Here is an 18,656-nt window from a genome sequence, read left to right as displayed (position 1 = left end):
CCAGTCAGCCGGTGGCAACATCAAAAGATATCTAGTGATGAACAAAAAATAAGATATTTGACGTTGCCAAAAACTATACTAAATCCGTCGAGAATCACGCTCTTGGACCCAGCTTTCGATCTCTGTAGACATTTCACGAGATAGCACTTGCGTTGGACGAATCGTGGAGCTGCGTGACACTTGCGCCACACTTTCTGGTGACGCGTGGAAGGTCACTCCCCTGTTGCCGCTTCGTTTGTATCCATAGTGCTCCCTGTGTGTTTCGTCCGAGCTGTGTCCAAAAAAGGCCGCGATCTCGCGCTTTTTGATCCCACTGGCTTTGAAGTCGGACACAACCTGATGGCGGGTGCTGTACACGGAAGGGATGTCGCGTGCCGCGAAGCCACTCGCTGTCAAGGCACGCCGAATCATGTTGTTCATCGGTCTGTAGAACAGGTTCGTGAGTTTCTTGGGCTCGATGTCCTTGGGGTGACGCTCGCGAAAGTCCATGACGATCTTCCAGAAGTGAACGAGAGTCTTCAACTCGGCCGACGTGATGCCTTTGAGAATCAGCTCACGTCGCTTTCCATTGCCGCGTCCATGAGTCGCCTTGGCATTTTCGACAACGAGCATGTACTCGAAGATCGGTTTGCCATGGGCATCTCTCACAAAGGTGCCATCCTCGTGGCGTTGTATGTACGATGCCAAGCATGCATCGAACCATTCGATAGGGCGCAGGCCAACTAGCAGATTGGCATCAGCGAAAGCTGAAGCACGTCCAGCATTTGGAGCCAGATGGCCGCGTTCCTTGGCGAACTTGGACAGTGCATCCTTGCACTCGGCGGGGAAGACCTTCAGCTTCTTTGCTGATGTCCGTGCCTCGCTGCGCAGCTTGTCATGGTTGATCTCCTTCAGCTCGGCGAACGCGCGACCGTAGTCGAGCGTATCGTCGCCGCTTGCGATCAGGGCTTGGGCTTGCTGAGCGATCCAATACATGATCGCGGACTTGTAAAGCCGGAACGTGGAGGCAGCGATTTCGTTGTACTCAACCATTTCGCGAAGCCGTGCTAACACCATTGCAGGTTTCAAAGTGTCATCAGCGCCGACGCGAATCTTCTTACTGATCTCACGCATCCTCGACGTGTATTCACGTTTTGTCCGATCTGATAGCCGGTCTTCCATCTGGGCGATGTACGCCATCAAGTCGCCGTTGGAATCAGAAGTCAATCTCGTTGTTTGCATCATTCCTATCCCTGCAGTCCCATGCCATGGTGTCTTCACGCTTCTACCGTGTATTCAGCCGGACGAGCCCGGCGCGCCAGAACGTGCTGGCAGTTGAGGTGACAGTTTTTCGCGTTGCTCGGAACGTGCCGACATGGGGGTAACAGTGTGTGTTGTTTGTGCCCTCAGTGGGTCAAGTTGATCGCAAAGTGCCCGTAGTTGGTTTCAGCCCCGTTAGTGCATCCAGTCGGCGACGTTACCGTCGCCTCTAGGGATCAGTTAGAGGACTTATGCGCACATGAAGGATAGCATGTAGAGACTATAGTGCACAGCAGTATCGCAGTTAGGGCGTTTCGTTGGTCGTGTTAGAGGATAGCGTCACAAAAAAGGTGTGTGCAATTTTGATATTACGATGTGCGCGAATTAGTCGGGCAAAGCCCGCCTAGCACTAACGGGGCGAGGTCACGCTGAAAACAACGGCCGGGAGAGTTCCCGGCTGGGTGTAAGGTGCGATCATCAGTTTTTTAAGGGGTGAGGGCATACGCAGAAACACTCAGACCGGCAATCACAGTGCTGGTTTGCCAACATGAGTTGGTAGAAATTACGCGGTGCAGCGCGCACCCGAGATCAGCAGGACTTCATCCAAGCCCATTTGTTGCCTAAAAACATCAAAGGCTGTGTTTTGAGCGGCAAGCCACGGAAATTCGACAAAACGGACGAACGGTGGGTACACGTGGTCAACAATCTGAGTCCAGAGTGCTTACAGAGCGTCATCACATAGATTACAATGTGTGAATAGTCGGGTCAAAGGTTGTAAAGAGTGTGTTGTTTTTACCGGCTCTTGAGTGAAAAGTGTGTGAAGAGTATGCCTATCAATGTGCAAACTATTTTTCCACAGCAAATTTCTCTATGTTATGATTGTGCGAACACGAGGCAGATCAATGTGTCTGCTCTAAGGCATAAGTGGGTGTGTTATCTGTGTTTCGTGTGACAGGGTAGAAAACTGCCATCATATTTTTCGTACAAGTTCAGGGATGTTTTACATGCTGATTAATAAGCGCTTCACCGCTGCTGCTGTTGTCGTGTTGCTGACTGGATGCGCAGCTACGCCTGCCGTCGTGGTGACGCCAGACTCGGAAGCCCATGCACGGCAGATCGTCGTGGAGAAGGTCGATGCAGCGGTTCAAGCGTTGCGCGAGCTGGCGGCGACGACCCAAGAGGGGCGCGAAATGGTTTTGCGCAAGCAAGCCGCACTAGATAGCGACGAAGTGGACATTGATTACGCTGGCAAGCCACAGCCTCTGCTGGAGTCGGTCGCGCATCGTTACGGATACAAGTACATCGAAACCGGCAAGCGGATTGAGTTGAGAACAATCAATCTGCGTGTTTCGCGTGCGCGCGTCATCGAAGTCTTACGCGATGTTGGGCTGCAGATAGATAGCGGCGCTGACGTGGTTCTGGACAAGGATGCCAAGGTAGTCCGCCTGATCTACAAGAAGGGTTAAGCCATGTTCTTTGATCCAGTGCCAATGTCTCTCGAACAGGTGCAGCGACTCGTCGATCGTCCAGCACACGTGCGCTCAGTCGATGCAACCCCAGAGGGAGCCGGTCGAGGGGTGAATGAGGCCCAGAAAGCACGCGCCAAAGCTGTTCATGACATCGCATTGAGCTTCGGCTTGAAGGCAGGATTGACGTGGCAGCTCAAGAACATAAATTCGGTAATTACCGCAATGTCTCGTGATCTGGATCAGGTGTACGACTTCGATGCGCTGATGATCAATCAGCGAGTGGTGCCACCGGTAATCACGGAGGCGCGTAATTTATACAACCAAGAGGGCGACTATTCCGTGCGCCTTTCGGGTGCCTTTTACAACATCGAAAGGCAGGCGCGGTTGACATCCGTGCCGCCAAATTGGCGTGAGTACATCAACTTTCCAAATGGCGCGGCTTCTGATCAGTCGGACATGCTAATCGTCAGGACCGACACTGAGCGAACAGTGTGGCAAGAAGCTGTTAAGAATGGGTGGGGTCAAGGGGTAGAGCAGGCGAACCTGATGTTGACTCAAGCAATGGATCGGCTCAACCGTGACTTCAGCGGAATGGGGCGTTTCCATCGCTTCGTGGTCGAAGGCAAGGTGTCGCTTCCAGCGATTGCCTCTGAGGACATCCCGGTTAGCCGTAATGGATCGACGATGGCGGTGGACGAGACGCTTTTGCGAATCACAACGCTTCCAGAGTTCAATAGCAAGATGAGCACATGGCAGGGCGTCGTGATATCCAACAGCAAGGCATCAGCGAACAAAGGGGCTGGGAAATGAATAACCAAGAGCACAGCGGATTGCCCCTGCTGACGTACAAAACGGACTTTCAGCAATCATTCCGTTTCAATCATCCGGATCAATTCAAAACGCTCATGCTGGAAACGCTTGCTCACGGTGCTAGTGATATCTTCGTCCAGCCAACTAAGCCAATCGTCACCAGTATTGATGGCCGTCTGTATGCGGTAATGACCCGTGAACTTGACGATTCAGAAGTCAAGTTGATTTTGAAGTGGGCTGCTGATCGAGAAACGGCCCAGTCAGACATTCTCGAAGGAAGGCCAGTAAATGGCCGCTACGAGTTATTCGATCCAACGAAGCGGATGGAGAGCGGAGCAAGGCTTCGCCACGCTTATCGAGTCAACGCCGTGCCTATTTACACGGAAGGTGCCACCTCCGCCCAGATCGTGCTTAGAGCAATCCCGACTGATCCTCCTACGCCGGAGCAAGTTGGTTTGAGCGATGAAATCCTCAGCTACATGACCCCGAGGGATGGAATCGTTTATGTCGCAGGTGCTACTGGCTCCGGTAAGACCACGACGCTCGCCGCTACCCTGCACTATATTCTGATTAATGACACTCCGATCAAAGGCAATATTGTTACCTACGAAGAGCCAATCGAATTCGATTTCTCACGTATTTTGAGTAGGCACTCCATCATCGTTCAGACTCAAATTCCGACCATGATGAAGACGTTTTACGAGGCTATCCGCGAGGCGATGCGCCGGGCTCCAAAGCTGATCATGCTTGGAGAGTTACGCGATGAAGAAACAATTCGCGCAGCGGTGGAAGCATCTCTGACCGGCCACACTGTATTCGCTACTGCACATGCTAATAGCGTGGCAGCGGTCATGCGTCGCTTAATCTCACGCTTTCCAGAGACAGAGCGAGCAACCGCAATTTTTGACATCGTTGAAACCACGCGATTCATCATGGCGCAACGGCTTGTTCCGAAAGTCGGCGGCGGACGAATCGCGGTACGCGAGTATCTTGCCTTCGATGAAAGCATCCGTGAGCGCCTTAGCGAACTGTCTGACATGGGTAAAGTGACGCGAGTTGTACAGCAGATTGTTGATGGGCGGGGCCATAGCTTCGCGAAGGAGGGTGAGCGTCTGCTTGCTGCTGGCTTGATCGACGAAGCAGTTGCACGCGAACTCAGAGAGTCCTGACGCCTGAAAATTGACGCCGCCGATAGGAAGCAAGGGTGGTGCCTGTTTCGGCTGTTTTAAGCAAAGTTCTCCACAAAACCTGTGGATAAATGTAGCAAGGGGGAAGTGTGGCAAAAGGACGGTATCACTGGAGTAATGCAGCGCACTCTGCACGTTTTTTCAAGATCAACGCGGTTGCTGCTGTACCGATTTTGATTTTGGTGCTGTTCCCGTCGATGACGTGGTTGTTTATCACGCTGGGCATCATCGGCTTCTTGATCTGGGTGGAAGTGATTAAGAAGATGTCCCTGCGGGCGTTTTTCAGGTCGGTCAACATCGTATTGACCGGTCGGGTTAAAGCGTCACTTAGTCTCATAAAAGAAATCAAACGATAAATCAAATATATGAAAGGTAAGGAAAAAATGAGCAAGATTGAGAAACCGGAATTCGTCGGCGTTGATGACGGCCACTACGCGATCAAAGTGGTGACGGATAGCGGCGCGATGTTCAGCGTACCGTCGCGCGCACGTTCAGGCAAACATCTGATCGAATGGCAAGGTGGCAGCAACACTGACGGCGCAATCTACGTCGCCGAAGAGGGTACAACCTTCACCGCGCATGCGCACCTGTCTGAATATGACGACACGCGTTTCCGGGAATATCCGCAATCTGCGCTGAACCGGGTGCTGGTCCACCATGCGCTGCGTAAAGCAGGTTTAGCAGGCAAGGCAGTCAGCATCGCGACCGGCCTGCCGGTTAACTACTATTACAGCGGCGGTGTCCCCAATACCAGCCTGATCGAAGGCAAGGTAGCAAACCTGAAGAAAGCTGTCATGTGCGAGACCGGCGATTGTGCTCGTATCGTTGAAAACATGGTTGCGACCGAAGCTATTGCTGCCTACTTCGACCAGTTCATCGCAATGGATGGTACGCCGACCCCGCTTTACTCCGAAATCGAGCATTCGCACGTTGGGGTAATTGACGTGGGCGGCAAAACCACGGACTGCGCTGTTATCTTGCCGGGCGGCGCGCACGTGGACACCCAACGCTCAGGCTCTAGCGACGTGGGCGTGCTCAAGCTGCACGATCAGATCGAGGCAACCCTTCGTACCAAGTTCGGTTTTGATATGGTTCCACCGCGCGTCATCGAGGCCGCAATCGCTACTGGCCGTATCAAGGTATACGGCGCAGAAGAAGACGTGTCGGGCATTGTTCGCGAAGCCAAAGAAATTCTGGCTGAATCGATCATGAATATCGTGCGTGCGAAGATCGGGACCGGCAAGGATTTGGACTGGGTGCTGTTTGTTGGCGGCGGTTCTATCGTCATGCGCGACCAGCTCGCCAAACATTTCCCGCACTCGCGCTTCCCAGAACATCCGGAATTCGCCAACGCTCGCGGCATGTTCAAGATTGCCAAGTATATCTTCGGCCAGAAGGGATAAGCCATGCGACAGAAGCGGTATCCGCTGCTTCTCGATTCGAGCTACCCGCCTGAACAGCGGGTAATCGAAGCGATCTCACTTGTGCCTAAAGGGGATCAGACGGCTTTCATGCGCGCGCTGATCCTCCTTGGGCATCAAGACCTTGAATTGTCGAAAGGAATGGCGGCAAAGCCTGCCGCGATCCTGAATGAAAGGCCTGACAATGGCGATTGAACGTCTTGAAGTGCGCTTCAGTCCAAGCAATGCGGATGAGCAGGCAATCATCGCAGCGCTGGAAGAACAGAGCGAATACGGCGCTAAAGGACGCTTCCTGAAGGCTCGCCTGATTCGGGGATACGTGCGGATGATGCGTGAGATTGAAAGCATCAAAAGTGAAAGTGATCCGCTTGCAGCTTTAGAGCGGGTGGCCGAATCCATGGATTCAGGGACGTATTACGCGCTGCGCTCTTTGCTGTACCCGGCTGATGCCCCGTCAGCCCCAAGCGTCGCGGCCGTCCCCGCAGAGATCACCACACCGTCCACGCAGGCCGCTGCCGCCTTGGTGCCGGAAATGCCACATAGCGCGGCAAGCGCACCAGCGCAGGCGTTGGATAGCGTGGCTGCTGTGGCGATTGCTCCCGAAGCCGAGAAGGCTGCTGACGCTGAACCTGTGCTGTCTCTGGCGATGACTCGTGCGAGCAGCAACGATGCCCCTACGGTACGGGCCGAAATCCTCCCTGCAGCTTTCGAACCTGTTGATGTAGTGCCCGAGCTGGTTCCTGTTCAGCCTGACACTATTCCGGATGCCACAATTGAGGCCGCTGCCGCTGCGCCGGTTATGGCGGATGACGGGGCAATCGAACCTGAGCCTGCCGCGCCTGCCGCATCTCCTGCGATTAACTGGGGCCGATTCGCCGGTATTGCAGGTTCGAGGGGGAGCGACTGATGGCAAAACAAGGGCAGGGAGAAGGACGTACTGTCACGTTCGATGATCCCATCTTTATTGGCGTCATGTGTCTCGCGCTCTACCTTACTGGCTGGGCGATTTGGTATTTTTGGCACACGCCAATTTCGACTATCTATGGATATTGGCGTTACGTCCAGTTTTATATCCCGCACCTTTTGGGCGAGCTGGCGAACATTCCCGGCTTTTCGCACGTTCATTCGTGGATTTCAGGACTTTGCGCTCCAAACAACGGCATCGGATTTTGCACCCGAGATTTTGGTACTGTCACGTGGCCCGAGATTAGCGACAGCTCGATCTACGTGAATGCTTTTTTATTGCTGTGTCTGATCACATACTGCGTCCGGCTCTTTGTTCACACTAATAAAACCCATCCAAAGCTGAAGTTCACGCGCAGCCATAACATCAAGAGCTTTGTAGCAGAGCAAATGGCAGCAACGGACAAAGACGACAAGCTGCTTTATCCGCATCTGCGAATGTTCTCAGCCATTAATTTGATCGATGCATCACTGGATCATCCGGTTTTCGGAATGTCACAGACATCACGCCAATTCGTATCGATAAATCGGCTGATCTCAGATTGGCGCGACGAAGGATCAGGGATTTGGGCACCAACGCTGGATCGTGAAAAGACGGCCGTGATACTGCGCGAGCAACTCGGCAAGCATTGGACATCATCAGTGAACCTGTCGCCGGGCGAGACACTGATTATCGCAATTGCTATGCCGCGTGTTGCGGCCACTGACCCATCACTTGACGATAAGACATTCGAAAAAGCGATGCAGGATAGCAGAGACATGATCGCTTACTGTTGGAGCAAGTTCATTCCCTTGGCTGCAACCGAGAAAGCTGAAAATCCGGATGCATGGCTAAAGCCAGAGATCGATCTTGCGCTACCGCGCGAGGTCATCAAGCGGTACATCGGGACAAAGGCCGTGCAGAGCATCATTGAAAGGCACGCTTTTAACCGTACGGTGCTGTTTGCGCTCGTCATGCAGGCGCGGCGGCTTGGCGTTCTGCAGCCCGCTGAGATGCGGTGGCTGCGTTTTTACGACCGCGCGCTCTGGTACGTCGTGCAGACAATTGGGCGGCAGGCACCGTTTGCAGAAGCGGCAGGAGTGCTGTCGCACTACCTGTACGAAGCGAAGTGTGGGACCGGCCTTGTGGAGCCCCAGCTTGATAAGGCAGTGACGGGGGTAGATGCCGCAATCAACAACTACAAATTCACTGAGGACGATAAGAAGAAGTACGAGTCGCAAGCCCCGGCTTCGGAAGCTCAGCCAAAAAAGGACTGAGGGCAACACTTTTTCTACTGGGAAACAGGATGTTTTGTTAGAATATCTTCGCGGCACATTTCCGACAAACTGTAAGAAATCATGAAACGAAAAATTGCACTCTCGTTAGCCTGCCTACTGTCGCTTCCTGTCTTCGCACAAGCAGGGAAGGGCGGCATGCCTTTGCAACTGCGTGATCAGGGCGCGGCAGTGCAACCGCTCGAATCGATGAATCCCCGTGCTGTCATGGAAAAGTACGGGAAAGTAGTTGATCAGCGTGTGATCGGCGCAGGTGGTCTAACTGCTTGGACTCTCGAAAAAAACGGACGCCGTGTTGTGCTCTATACCACGCCTGATGTGGGAGTCATCATTTCCGGCGTGGTATGGGATGCAGCAACCGGCCAGAACTTGAGCGATCAATTTGTTGTAAGACCGGCAGGTCTGCCTGCAGGTGCGGCAACTACGGTTCCATCCCTACAACCGGTCGCCCAGCCCGACCGTGGCGCACTGGTGGGCGCATATAGTGGCGCGGTTCCTGAGTCCATCAAAGCAATTGACTCGCTTGCCGGTATCAAAGAAGGCAAGGGCAGCGCAGCAGATACCCTTTACGTCATCTTTGACCCGCGCTGCGGCTACTGCCGCGCGGCGTATCAACAAACGCGCGCTTACGTAAAGCGCGGCTTCTCAATTAAATGGATTCCAGCGATGGCACTAGGCAATCAAGCCCAAGGCGTCCCACTGGGTGCAACCGTATTGCAAGCCAAGCCGGGCCAGCAAGCCGAAATGCTGCGCAGAGTGCTCGGCAATAAAGAAGAGATCGCAACGGAACCTACCAAGGCCTCTCAGGAGGCACTCGCGCGCAACCTCGAATTCTTCTTTGCTGCATTCCAAAACAACCGCGTCGAGCAAGCAGGAGTCCCAGCGGCATTCTTTCTTGATAAGCGCACTGGAAAGCCACGCATGATGACCGGCGTATCTGAATTGCCTGTGATCGAGGCCATTTTTGGCAAACTTTAATCAACAAGGAATAGGAATGCTGGAACAGTTCAAGCCTGACATGCGCATCGTCGCAGTGGATGGCGAGCAAGCATTGGTGACTTTCGACTCTGGAGCGGCTTACGATCTTCGCCGTAGTCCAGTGGCACTGCGCATCCCCAGAAACTTTGCATCGCTGAAATTGGAAGTGGTAGAAGTCGTTGAGGTCCCTGATGGGAAATTCGACTCTAAACGCGTGTATCGGGGTGCCATTAAACTTCATGTTAAATGCGCAGCCGACACCCAGATTTATGATCTGGCCGATTTCGATCTGCTCATTGCTGCAGTAGGCAAACCGAGGCGTGGCCTTCCTCCATCCGACTTCCCGCCCGCGTCGGCTGTGACGGTCGTCATTCGCCAAGGTGCTGCTGACGCGCTGTCTCGCGCTCTGGAGGCGTTTTCGGCTAAAGAGGGTGAGGTCGCGGTGCTTCAGCGCTTACCGGTCGGCGCGTATTCCGCACCGACACAGGTTGTCGCGGCAGGGCCCAGTGCGTCGATGTCAATGCCGAGCTTCGTGCGATCCGCGATTGGCAATCGCAATGCCGCCAACGACACGCCTGCCGATGGTAAGAATTTTCGCAAGCAGATGCTTGCAGCAGCAGTATTAACCCCACTGATTGTTGTGGGTTTCATGTGGGCATTAAGCAACAATAAGCCTGCTGATCCTATTCACGATGCTGTAGCGCAGGCTATGGTGCAGAATCCAGCCGCAGCGCAGGCGCAGGTTGAGCTAACTAAAGCGACGCTGAAAGAAATGGGTCTCGATCCGGGCGCTGCTGGTGACACTGGTTGTCTCGCTGCACAATGACCTTGCCATCGCTTCCGGAGCTGAATCTCGACTTCTGCTTGATCTCTTTAGCAGAACAGATAGAGTGGCGAGATGCGCTTAGCCACTCTATCCTGAAGCAGATGGATTTGCCGGGTTGGAAGCGTGAAGAGCAGGTGGCTCCAATGAATTACACGATTGCTTGTCTTGCAAATAGTGGCTTGACCAATCCGGAAACAATCTCACAAATATTAAATACAAAGAGGAACTTGGATGCGTCCAGTCGATGAAATTTCCGATCCCGCAAAGCTCTTGAAGTTCGCACAGGAAAAGCGCCTACTTCAATTCTCTGACGGTGCTACGCTGGCCGATACTACTTCGCTGCTATATAAGATTGCCTTGCTCGCAGATAAGAACCTGCCGATCAAGGCTTTTCTCGATTTAGTCCGGCAAATCCAGAAAGGCGAGGGGCGTCGCACCTGCTTCGAAGACGAGTTTGTATTGGCTGTGTCTTACCTCGATCTTGAGATCAGTAAGCTCGGGGCGATCACTTATCTAAAAGGTGAATCGCCAGATTATAAAGAAACCAAGCGTAATCGTAGTTTACTCGACACGCGGGACGAAAGCGTTTTAAAGAGCCTCAGCTCGGGATTAACTCGCCCGAATGAGGATCGCGGCAGCGTTGAAATGGGGATGATTGAATCCGCCCATAAACGCATGGCAAAGTTGATTGATCTCCAAAACGCGATGATGGACGTGATCAAGCGGCTTGAAGAAGGTGCAACCAAGCTGGATATTCTACGTGAAGTCAAAGTCGGAATCCTTAAAGAAAAGGTGACGCTGACTGATTACGACACGATTACGCGAATGGCTCGCCGCGAAGGACGGCTGAAATTCCGCAATCGTCAAAAGGACCCGGAGAACAGCTATGAGCTTAATGTCCAGAATCATGAGCGGATTAAAAGTGTTGCTGATCGGCTTGGTATGACTCCACGCCGTGCGCTCAATAAAGTTATCGACGATTTCTTTACAATCTCGGAAAAGCAACAGCAGTTCGGTGGGACATTCGGCGGCAAAGCAAGCAAAGGCGTCAAGAAAGGTTCGTGATGGCAGGTGGTCGAAAACAGGACGATGAAGGCCCGCAGATAAGCCCAGAAGAGCAGGCACGTATTGCCAAGGCCGCGAAACAAGTTGCGGCTTACGCTAACTTTTTGAGATGGGCTGCGAACTTCCGGAAAGACGAAATCACACGTCATCCGAAAACCGACAAAGTGATGATGCTATCTCCAATGCTATCAGGTCGTTTTTCCTACTGCATTGAAGGCGATACAATTTATCTCGGGGCACAACCATTCGAAGCTGCATGGCTATCTGCAATGCCAATTGCAAAGGCTTATGTTTCGGATCGACTTTACCTCTCAGTAGAGGGGGTCGGATGCATGGATAGCAAATTGCCACCACTTGGTATAGGCGTCTTCATGGACGACCAGCGGAAACGTGCGCACATCGCTAGTGCAAAGTGGTTACAAGTCATTCGCGTTCAAGTTCGCGATGGCGTTGTTTGTGCAGTCGAAAACCAGCTCGGCCAGCGTATTGAGATCACACGGCAAGATATTGTCTTGGGATTGAAAGATGCTGCGAAAGCGAAACTTGAACAACAAGATATGTCACGGTACTTTTAATATGTATAGCTTCTGCCGTAGTTTACGTGTTGCTGCTGTTGGGATTTTTGTGTGTTTTTCTGCTGCTTGCGCGACACCGGTTTACACCTTGCCGGTGCGTACCGCGAGTATCGTGGACGTGCACCCAACACAGCGTGTCATCGCGGCACCAAATGCGGGAGGCGCGCTAATCGGCGCGCTTCTTGGTGGAGTCGCTGGAAATCAAGTGGGCAAAGGCCGAGGCAAGAAAGTTGCTACCTTGCTAGGCGCGGTTGCGGGGGCGGCTGCAGGTGCAGGTGTCAATGCTCAGCGTAATACTGTTCCAGCATCCTACTTATTGATGCGCGATGACCAATCTGGTGAGTTCTTTAACGTCACGCTCGATGGAGTATGGCAGACCGGTATGAAGGTCCGGTATTCCAACCGCGATGGCGGGTTCGTTTTGCGATGACCTCATGGCGTGCCTGAGTGGGGTCCCAGATAGGCGATCCTACCGGCCAACTCTTCCGCTTGGTTCTGCGCGAGTAGCACGCTGCATAGGCGAAAAAAAAGGGGCTCAGGCCCCTTTTCTTATGGTGTCAGGTCTTCTTCCATCCACGGGTCTTTCTCACCGATGGACTGCTCACTCAGCTTGCGGCCGGGGCCTTCACCTGCAGCCCACTGCTGATCGAGGCCGATCCCTTTTTCTGCGTTGTCGATAGCATGTTCGCGCATCAGGATCGTATCTTCGATGCTGGAGACGAGCTGCGCAGTTGGTTCGCGGTACTCCGACATCAGAGACCGCGAGACTTCGGGCGGCATGGCACTGATCGCAGCGCGTACTTCGCGGCCATGATCGGCCAGCACGGGTTGTTTCCCCAAAATCACCTCAACATCTTGGGATGGGAGGACAGATGAGAGCATTCCTTGAAACTGCGCAGCGTGAGGCATAAAGAATCCTTAGAAACTTGGGTCGTGGTCGTCGGTACGGCTTGGCGAGGCAGGCTGATATGCCGAGAGACGTTCGGTCATCATCTGGTCCAGATACGAGCGCTGGGCCGCGTCCAATGCGCTGTCGATGTAAGCGGCATCGCTGCTCGCCTCCATGGTTTGTGCTTTTAGCATGTGCAAGAACCCACGCCGTTCTGTGGTGGAGCCCGGCATTTCATCAATCGCTTGAATAGCTTTCTGGAAACTCTCTTGCAGAACATGCTGGGCAGTAGGATCGCCTGCAGAAGCACTCTGACTGTGCTCAAGCGTCGCCATAACAGCCAAACTCAGACTGTTGAGTGTGTGCAACTCTTGTTGCCTTGTATGCATGACACGATCAGTCGCAAGCGTGTGCGGCGGCGTGCTACGGAACCACGACGCCTCCTGATCGGCCAAACGTTCAATGGATGAACGTAGGCTTCCGCTGTCTCCGGCCGGGCGCAAAGCGGCCTCAGCCACGTTTGCAAAGGTGATATTCGTGCCCGGCGAGTTCTGTATTGCCATGTCACGCATGATGGCTGCGCCAATTACAAAACGGCTGGCTTCTCGGATCGAGAGCATTTCCATACAACTTTCAGTTAGGGTGAGGGCGCAGCATCTTCGGTAACAACAAGCCGCTTTTCAAGAAGCTGTTTAGCATCGGCCGCAACACGTGCGCCACCGGGCAGCATCCGCACGGCAATAGCCGAGCTGATGTCTAGCAGAACTGTATCTGAAGTAAGCGGATTTTCGACGAAGTGACGGAGGGCACCCGGCGTTTTCGACGTTTGAGCGTACATTGCGTCCAGTTGTTCCGTATCTTTGCAGACAGGGACGAGGTAAGGAGCAAGATCGCTGTGGAAGTTATCGAAAAGAGCATTATATACCGCCTGTTTTTCAGTCTCACGACTTTCGTCGATGATTCGCATGCTTGGCGCAAATTGAGCTGCTAAAGCTACTTGCACCTGCCTATCAGGATGATGCGCCAATTGCGTAAGTACATCCAGCATTGTGTTCGGATTGTGCGCCAACCCGATCATTGTTGTTTTCTGGCGATAGCAGTGTGCCAGTAGGAAATCCTGAACTTCCGCAGCCACGCCCGGCTGGTGCGCCGCTGCCGAAGTAACCGTCTCGCTGAATTTTCCCAGTTCCAATAGCTCAAGCTGCTTGGCGAGTGGGATGCGCATATCGGCCGCGTACCGGAGTTGCAGAGCTGCGCGCTGATTTTGATCGCTCATGTCAGCAAGCTTGCGCTCGATGGAAGCATCCAGCTTGTCCCATGCGCTGTGGAAAGCGTTGTCGATCTCAGAAGCAACATTGGCAACGTTCGAGAAAGCGGCACGGATGACAATACCAACCCGCAGGGGTTTGTTGCTTTCTTGCAACCTGCCAGCTAAAAAGTCACTGGCTTTGGTGAATAATACTTGGCCCATGGCAACTCCGATTAGGTTTCGAGCAGTGTCAGGCCCAGCGCTCGCAGCACAGTGCTGCGTTCTGCTGGAAGGTAGATGACTGCTTGAGCACCATCGTCGAACTGGTAATGCACCATGTCGTTATCAGAAGCCCTCATGTGCATGAGCAACGCGTTGCCCATGGCTGCGAGTGCAGCTTGTGTAAGAACGCTATCTTTGATCAGGGGATCAGGGTCGAGCGATGCGTTTTTGAGCCCCAGTTTTGGCACATAGATTGCTTCCAGCGAAGCGCCGGGGAACAGGTCCGGCACCATGATGCACGCTTCGCATTTGCCTGCTGATGCATACAGCGACGCCAATGACTGGGTGATCTCGCCTTTAGAGGCTGTTACTGGGATGCTTAAATCGTGATGTTCAAGTACCCATTGAGCTACAGATTCAAAATTTGTGTGTGGCATGTTTTTTACATTCAGCAATATTGTCGTGTAGAATTATGTACTGTTTATATCCCAACTTGCAGTGAATAACAAGGGGTTTTCGGGCTCCCGCAGGCCTACTGCAAAGCCGAAATCAAAAGGGTCGTTCTGATGCCAATGCCGTTTTCACCATGCGATCCGTCGCAGCCAACTTGCAACGACGCAACTGTTGCTCTTCTCCAACATATCTTCGGGCCGATCATCGGAACGCTTGTTACCGGTGCGGACCCGAACACAGTTTCAGCCAGTTCAAGCGTCCTTGCCGCTATGATCGGGCACTTCAATTCAGGGGTGCTTGTGGTTGCTTCGCTCATCATCAGCTATGTTGCTGCGATGGGCACAGTCAATACAGCGAATGATGGCGAAGCTATGGGGAAGGCGTGGTCGTCAGTCTGGACGCCACTTCGTATTGTGGGTGGTGGAGCGGTTTTGCTGCCCTCTGCCAGTGGCTATTCCTTCATCCAGATGTTCGTGTTGACGCTCTCACTGTGGAGCATTGGATTCGCCAACGGTGCATACAAACTTGGGATGACGATGGGGGTGCTCAAGCCTGATGGAATCGTGGCGAGTTCGTACCAGCCCGGCACCTACTTTGGTATGCGCGATTTTGCCAAGCAGTATCTTGCAAGCGCATATTGCGCTCGCTCTGCCAATGCGGTTTATAGCAATCCAGACCAAGCGGATCAGACGCCAATGTTGAAGCCGGATTCCGCAAGGCCAGATCGCAAGATCGTGACCGGAACCCGCACCGATTACACCTATTACATCAAGGATCGCAACCCAATATCGAACCTCGCAGGTGGAGAGCCTGTGTGCGGGACGATCACTTTGACATCGTACGGTGTGGCCGGGAAATATGCGGATGACTCTGGTAGCCAAGCCGCTTTAGACTCGCTGCGGGCGAGTCTTTCTACTGCAAAGCTGACTGCCACGATGGCAATGATGAAAGATATCGATGGCTGGGTAGCCACCATGCCTTCGGATATGGGTAAAAGCGGCTGGGATAGCGTGCAGTCGGCAAAGCTCAATGAAATCGTTAAAAGGCACGAAGACCAGATTGCTGCGCAGATCGCCACCGCCATGCAAGGTGGCGGCGGCGCAGCGAATGCATTAAAGCAGGGCTCTTCGGCATTCATGGATTCGATGGTGCGCGAGGGCTGGGCCATGTCGGCTAGTTGGTATCAGCGCGTCGGGATGCTGCGCTCGAAGCTCACAGCAGTTACAGCCGAATCTGTGGGCAGCGTGACGCAACCATCGATGTCTGGACTTCCATCCGATGCCCGCTCTGTCACGCTCACGAGCAGTGTCGGGACTGTCGTGGAAACGATTGTCAAGAAATCCGAACAGGCGGGCAACGGGTATGAGGGCTCCAGTACACCCCGTCCAGAAGATTTGAGCAGCCTTCTTCCTGCGAGTGCTGAAAGCGACATCAATGTCGGAGCGCTGTCCAATGACGTTGGCACGAAGATTACACTGCTCGTGAATGGCGTGATGCAGGGGGCAACCAACACCGTTATCGGTAGTGGGACCGATGTCGATGCAATCTCGCGCATGAAGCTAACTGGAGACCTGCTGGCATCGTACCGGGCCATCCTGCTCACTGCTAAATTTGGTATTAACACGGCCATGACGGCTGCTCGTGTTGTTGTCAGCGGGGTTGGCGGCGTTCAGGTGCTTGGCACCAAAGTGGACGGTAGTGGAGCCATGTCTAATGTATGGGATTGGCTGCAGGCCGAGATCACTCCTGTGTTGGCCGAGCTTGCCTACTATCTGGGCCTACTCGGATTCTACTTCTCGGTCTTCCTCCCCAGCTTGCCTTACATGATCTTCACGATCACGGTAGTTGGCTGGGTTCTGGGAGTCATCCAGACCGTTATCGCCGCTCCGCTCTGGGCGACAATGCACATGCGCCCATCCCAGACATTCATCGGCTCTGACGCGCAAGGCTACCTGCTGCTGCTGGCCTTGTTCGTCCGTCCTACGTTGGCCGTGATTGGTCTATTCGCGGCTATGCTGACTGCTGATCCTATTGTGGATTTCATCACAAAGGCATTTTTCTCCATGCGTGGGGACGTTGTGGCTTCCACAGGATTCATCGGTGCAATCAGCCAGTTCTTCACGTTTTTCTGGTGGTTTGCCGCGTTCGGTATGTTGCTGCTGCCAGTGCTGTACATGATCTACGGTCTGCCTCAAGTGCTGCCTGACCACGTACTCAAGTGGATCAATGCAGGGGTACACGATCTGGGGGCGACTGGTGCGTCCGCTCATATGCAAAATCAAGGCACGCCGTCTGCATCGAAGGCAGGTTCGCAGGCCCTTCAGCAGCTTGGTGGTAGTGGCGGGCCCGGTGGTGGTCGTAATGGCCCGAACGCGCCCGGTAGTGCAGGCCTGCTGCGTGCAAACAGCAATGGCAGCGGCGCGCGGAGCGAGCCGATCAATGCAGGCCAACAAGGGATCATTCCTGCATCCCCTGATGGCGGAATGAAAGGCAGCAGCGGCGGTAGCATTGGCGGCGGCGGCGGCAACTCACGTGGCGCACCACTGGCAGGAGGACAGGGCAGCGTTGGAGCAGGTACTGGGACATCCTCCGCATCGAATCGTGGGCTGGGCAACAGGCTTAGCGACGGCCTTGGGGTTGCCATTGGTCGCTCGGTAACGGACTCAGCGATGGCGGTAAAAGATGCGGCTGCAGGAGGCCGCTCCGGGTTTGCTGGGCGTGCTGCCACCAACATGAAGGACGCCATGGTGTCTGCAGGTAAAGAAGGTGCCGCTGCGTTCCAAAGTGGTGCTGATAGCAGGATCGGCGCGTTCAAATCGGAAATGGCATTGCGTGGTGCTCTGCAGGGCGGGCCACAAGATTCAGGCGAAGCTAAAGCATCTCCAAATGCGATCAGTGCAGCTCCCGGTTCGACCAGCAGTGGTGGCAGCTCGACGGCGACTGGAGCTGCTGCAGCGACTATGACGGGCGGACAAGCAGCCATGGCGGCTGGTGCCTCGATGGCCGGGTCTGGTGGCGGACGTGAGGCCATGCCGGGACAACCACGCGGTGAATCTGCAGCTCAATCAAATGCGAGCGCGCAGGCGTCTTCTTCCCCCCGCTCGGCGTCTGAGCAGATTCTCAGCTCGACGCAATCACCGGCTCCATCATCTCAAGCAGATGACAGTTTGCCTCCGATAGCAGACGTATGAAAAAAGCCCGCTAATTAGCGGGCTTTTTTTTCGGCACCAAGCCGCGTCACATTGACGGAGAGTGCTCTTCTGATTCCGGCTGCTGAGACGCGATGTTCTTTGCAATGTGTTGCGGGCCGTTCAGTTCCACTTTACGCAGCATGTCAGCCATGAATTTAGCGACCTTCGGCATCGTCTTCGCCAGCGTCTCATCGCGGTCGAGCGGGGTACGCAACAAACCCTTGTTCAAGGCACCTTCGATATTCTCGGCATAGCGCTTCGAAAACAGCGTGCGCACGTGCTCCGCCTGCGCTCCGCCTTCGGCCGTCATGTCCTCCATCACGCACCTCACGGAATTCATGAATACCGCACACCGGTTGTACTGCCACAGATGCTCGCTATATTCCTTGGTCCGCGCCTTGAGCTTGGCGTCGAGTTGCGACACTTCCGTGCGCAGCCGTTCGTTTGCGTCACGTAGAGCATCGACGACTTGGCGGAGTTCGGTGTTGGTTCCCTTCAGGCTCGCATTTTCCTGTTCGATCTGGTCAAGCTTGGTAGTCAACAGCTCGATCAGCCGTTGCTGCTCTTCCAGCCGTTGAGACAGAGCTTCTTTGTCTGCAATGTGCTGACGAGTGAATTCCATCTGCTTGACCATCTCAGCGTTTGCGCGCTCGATGGCTGCATTCCAGCCTATGTCATGGCCTTCCAGATAACCGATGTTGTAGCCGTCTTGTTGCCCCTCAGAGAACCCTGCGTTATGGCCTTCACGTAGGCCTTGCATTTTCCCCTCATTCTGGCCGTGCTGGAAACCGGCCGTACGGGCAGAAGCGTTAGGGTCAAAGTAGTCAGTCATGATGATTCTCCG

At 54.0% G+C, this 18,656-nt stretch carries 20 protein-coding genes; 13 read left to right on the top strand and 7 right to left on the bottom strand.

Features of this window, described 5'->3' with window-relative positions:
* Nucleotides 1-78: 78 nt before the first annotated feature.
* Nucleotides 79-1,179 (bottom strand): hypothetical protein, encoded by a 1,101-nt coding sequence (locus tag RCH14_RS22375; RefSeq protein WP_343028309.1) that lies wholly within the window; start codon nt 1,177-1,179, stop codon nt 79-81.
* Between the two features lie 1,064 nt (nt 1,180-2,243).
* Between RCH14_RS22375 and RCH14_RS22370 the strand changes: the two genes are divergently transcribed.
* Genes RCH14_RS22370 through RCH14_RS22360 form a run of 3 tightly spaced genes read left to right on the top strand, consistent with a single transcriptional unit; the run spans nt 2,244 to nt 4,687 of the window.
* Nucleotides 2,244-2,705, top strand: a complete 462-nt coding sequence (locus RCH14_RS22370) for a DotD/TraH family lipoprotein (protein ID WP_343028308.1) — start codon at nt 2,244-2,246, stop codon at nt 2,703-2,705.
* 3 nt (nt 2,706-2,708) lie between these two features.
* Nucleotides 2,709-3,518 carry a type IV secretory system conjugative DNA transfer family protein gene (locus RCH14_RS22365; RefSeq protein ID WP_343028307.1) on the top strand — a complete coding sequence of 270 codons (810 nt, stop codon included), beginning with the start codon at nt 2,709-2,711 and terminating at the stop codon, nt 3,516-3,518.
* A complete protein-coding gene (locus tag RCH14_RS22360) occupies nt 3,458-4,687 on the top strand; it encodes an ATPase, T2SS/T4P/T4SS family (RefSeq protein ID WP_343028306.1) in 1,230 nt (409 codons plus the stop codon). The genes RCH14_RS22365 and RCH14_RS22360 overlap by 61 nt, the downstream gene beginning before the upstream one ends.
* Before the next feature lie 124 nt (nt 4,688-4,811).
* Here the strand turns inward: RCH14_RS22360 and RCH14_RS22355 are convergent, their stop codons facing one another.
* Nucleotides 4,812-5,003, bottom strand: coding sequence for a hypothetical protein (locus RCH14_RS22355; RefSeq protein ID WP_343028305.1), 192 nt, complete (start codon nt 5,001-5,003; stop codon nt 4,812-4,814).
* 85 nt (nt 5,004-5,088) lie between these two features.
* On the opposite strand from RCH14_RS22355, the gene parM reads away from it, so the two are divergent.
* From parM to RCH14_RS22310, 9 genes are all read left to right on the top strand, one after another.
* Entirely contained in the window at nt 5,089-6,108 is a 1,020-nt protein-coding gene (gene parM / locus RCH14_RS22350) for a ParM/StbA family protein (RefSeq protein WP_343028304.1), read from the top strand.
* Nucleotides 6,109-6,111: 3 nt separating this feature from the next.
* Nucleotides 6,112-6,321: a hypothetical protein gene (locus RCH14_RS22345; RefSeq protein WP_343028303.1), complete on the top strand. Its 210-nt coding sequence runs from the start codon at nt 6,112-6,114 to the stop codon at nt 6,319-6,321.
* Complete coding sequence (locus RCH14_RS22340; RefSeq protein ID WP_343028302.1) at nt 6,296-7,033, top strand: hypothetical protein; 738 nt, start codon at nt 6,296-6,298, stop codon at nt 7,031-7,033. Before RCH14_RS22345 ends, RCH14_RS22340 begins: the two co-directional genes overlap by 26 nt.
* Complete coding sequence (locus RCH14_RS22335; RefSeq protein WP_343028301.1) at nt 7,033-8,346, top strand: hypothetical protein; 1,314 nt, start codon at nt 7,033-7,035, stop codon at nt 8,344-8,346. The genes RCH14_RS22340 and RCH14_RS22335 overlap by 1 nt, the downstream gene beginning before the upstream one ends.
* A gap of 81 nt (nt 8,347-8,427) precedes the next feature.
* A complete protein-coding gene (locus RCH14_RS22330; RefSeq protein WP_343028300.1) occupies nt 8,428-9,342 on the top strand; it encodes a hypothetical protein in 915 nt (304 codons plus the stop codon).
* A 16-nt stretch (nt 9,343-9,358) separates the two neighbouring features.
* Nucleotides 9,359-10,168, top strand: coding sequence for a hypothetical protein (locus RCH14_RS22325; RefSeq protein WP_343028299.1), 810 nt, complete (start codon nt 9,359-9,361; stop codon nt 10,166-10,168).
* 231 nt (nt 10,169-10,399) lie between these two features.
* On the top strand, nt 10,400-11,233 hold the full coding sequence (locus RCH14_RS22320) for a hypothetical protein (RefSeq protein ID WP_343028298.1): 834 nt from the start codon (nt 10,400-10,402) through the stop codon (nt 11,231-11,233).
* The gene (locus RCH14_RS22315) at nt 11,230-11,808 is read left to right on the top strand and encodes a hypothetical protein (RefSeq protein ID WP_343028297.1); all 579 of its coding nucleotides are present in this window, start codon (nt 11,230-11,232) and stop codon (nt 11,806-11,808) included. The genes RCH14_RS22320 and RCH14_RS22315 overlap by 4 nt, the downstream gene beginning before the upstream one ends.
* Nucleotides 11,777-12,238, top strand: a complete 462-nt coding sequence (locus RCH14_RS22310; protein WP_343028296.1) for a glycine zipper 2TM domain-containing protein — start codon at nt 11,777-11,779, stop codon at nt 12,236-12,238. The genes RCH14_RS22315 and RCH14_RS22310 overlap by 32 nt, the downstream gene beginning before the upstream one ends.
* Before the next feature lie 119 nt (nt 12,239-12,357).
* On the opposite strand, the gene RCH14_RS22305 is transcribed toward RCH14_RS22310, so the two are convergent.
* Genes RCH14_RS22305 through RCH14_RS22290 form a run of 4 tightly spaced genes read right to left on the bottom strand, consistent with a single transcriptional unit; the run spans nt 12,358 to nt 14,605 of the window.
* A complete protein-coding gene (locus tag RCH14_RS22305) occupies nt 12,358-12,717 on the bottom strand; it encodes a hypothetical protein (RefSeq protein WP_343028295.1) in 360 nt (119 codons plus the stop codon).
* Between the two features lie 9 nt (nt 12,718-12,726).
* A complete protein-coding gene (locus RCH14_RS22300) occupies nt 12,727-13,323 on the bottom strand; it encodes a hypothetical protein (protein WP_343028294.1) in 597 nt (198 codons plus the stop codon).
* A gap of 11 nt (nt 13,324-13,334) precedes the next feature.
* On the bottom strand, nt 13,335-14,168 hold the full coding sequence (locus RCH14_RS22295; protein WP_343028293.1) for a hypothetical protein: 834 nt from the start codon (nt 14,166-14,168) through the stop codon (nt 13,335-13,337).
* Between the two features lie 11 nt (nt 14,169-14,179).
* The gene (locus RCH14_RS22290) at nt 14,180-14,605 is read right to left on the bottom strand and encodes a hypothetical protein (RefSeq protein ID WP_343028292.1); all 426 of its coding nucleotides are present in this window, start codon (nt 14,603-14,605) and stop codon (nt 14,180-14,182) included.
* A 129-nt stretch (nt 14,606-14,734) separates the two neighbouring features.
* Between RCH14_RS22290 and RCH14_RS22285 the strand changes: the two genes are divergently transcribed.
* Nucleotides 14,735-17,812: a DotA/TraY family protein gene (locus tag RCH14_RS22285; protein WP_343028291.1), complete on the top strand. Its 3,078-nt coding sequence runs from the start codon at nt 14,735-14,737 to the stop codon at nt 17,810-17,812.
* A 46-nt stretch (nt 17,813-17,858) separates the two neighbouring features.
* On the opposite strand, the gene RCH14_RS22280 is transcribed toward RCH14_RS22285, so the two are convergent.
* Nucleotides 17,859-18,644 carry a hypothetical protein gene (locus RCH14_RS22280; protein WP_343028290.1) on the bottom strand — a complete coding sequence of 262 codons (786 nt, stop codon included), beginning with the start codon at nt 18,642-18,644 and terminating at the stop codon, nt 17,859-17,861.
* Between the last annotated feature and the right edge of the window lie 12 nt (nt 18,645-18,656).

Source organism: Massilia sp. MP_M2, from assembly GCF_039123635.1.
GTDB lineage: Bacteria > Pseudomonadota > Gammaproteobacteria > Burkholderiales > Burkholderiaceae_D > Telluria.
This window is presented reverse-complemented; position numbering and strand designations above follow the sequence as displayed.